Annotated in this window: 1 protein-coding gene; it reads left to right on the forward strand. The window is 61.1% G+C overall.

The window, feature by feature from the left end; genetic code table 11:
* A partial coding sequence (locus B0E43_RS23325) for a hypothetical protein (protein WP_371454102.1) occupies positions 1-324 on the forward strand: 324 nt, incomplete at both ends.

The following is a 324-nucleotide window of genomic DNA, read 5'->3' on the forward strand; positions in this document are numbered from 1 at the left end:
CCAGCGGCACGGCGACCTACACGGTGTTGCAGTCCGACATAGATGCGGGCTTGGACATTGTGAACGTGGCGAGTGTGAGCAGCGAAGAGGAAGCGACCGATAGTGCGACCGAGACGGTAGCGGTGAACGGAGCGGCCTTGGTGGACATCACCAAGTTGGCGGACGTGACGCAAGTGACCGAAGCGGGCCAGGTGATTACCTATACCTATACCATAACGAACACAGGCGAAGTGACCCTGACCGGTTTGGCAGTGAACGACGACAAGCTGGGAGCGATCACGCTTGCAGCGACGACACTGGCCCCCGGGGCGAGCACGAGCGGCA

Origin of the sequence: Algoriphagus sp. A40, assembly GCF_002002735.1 — a bacterium.
GTDB lineage: Bacteria > Bacteroidota > Bacteroidia > Cytophagales > Cyclobacteriaceae > Algoriphagus.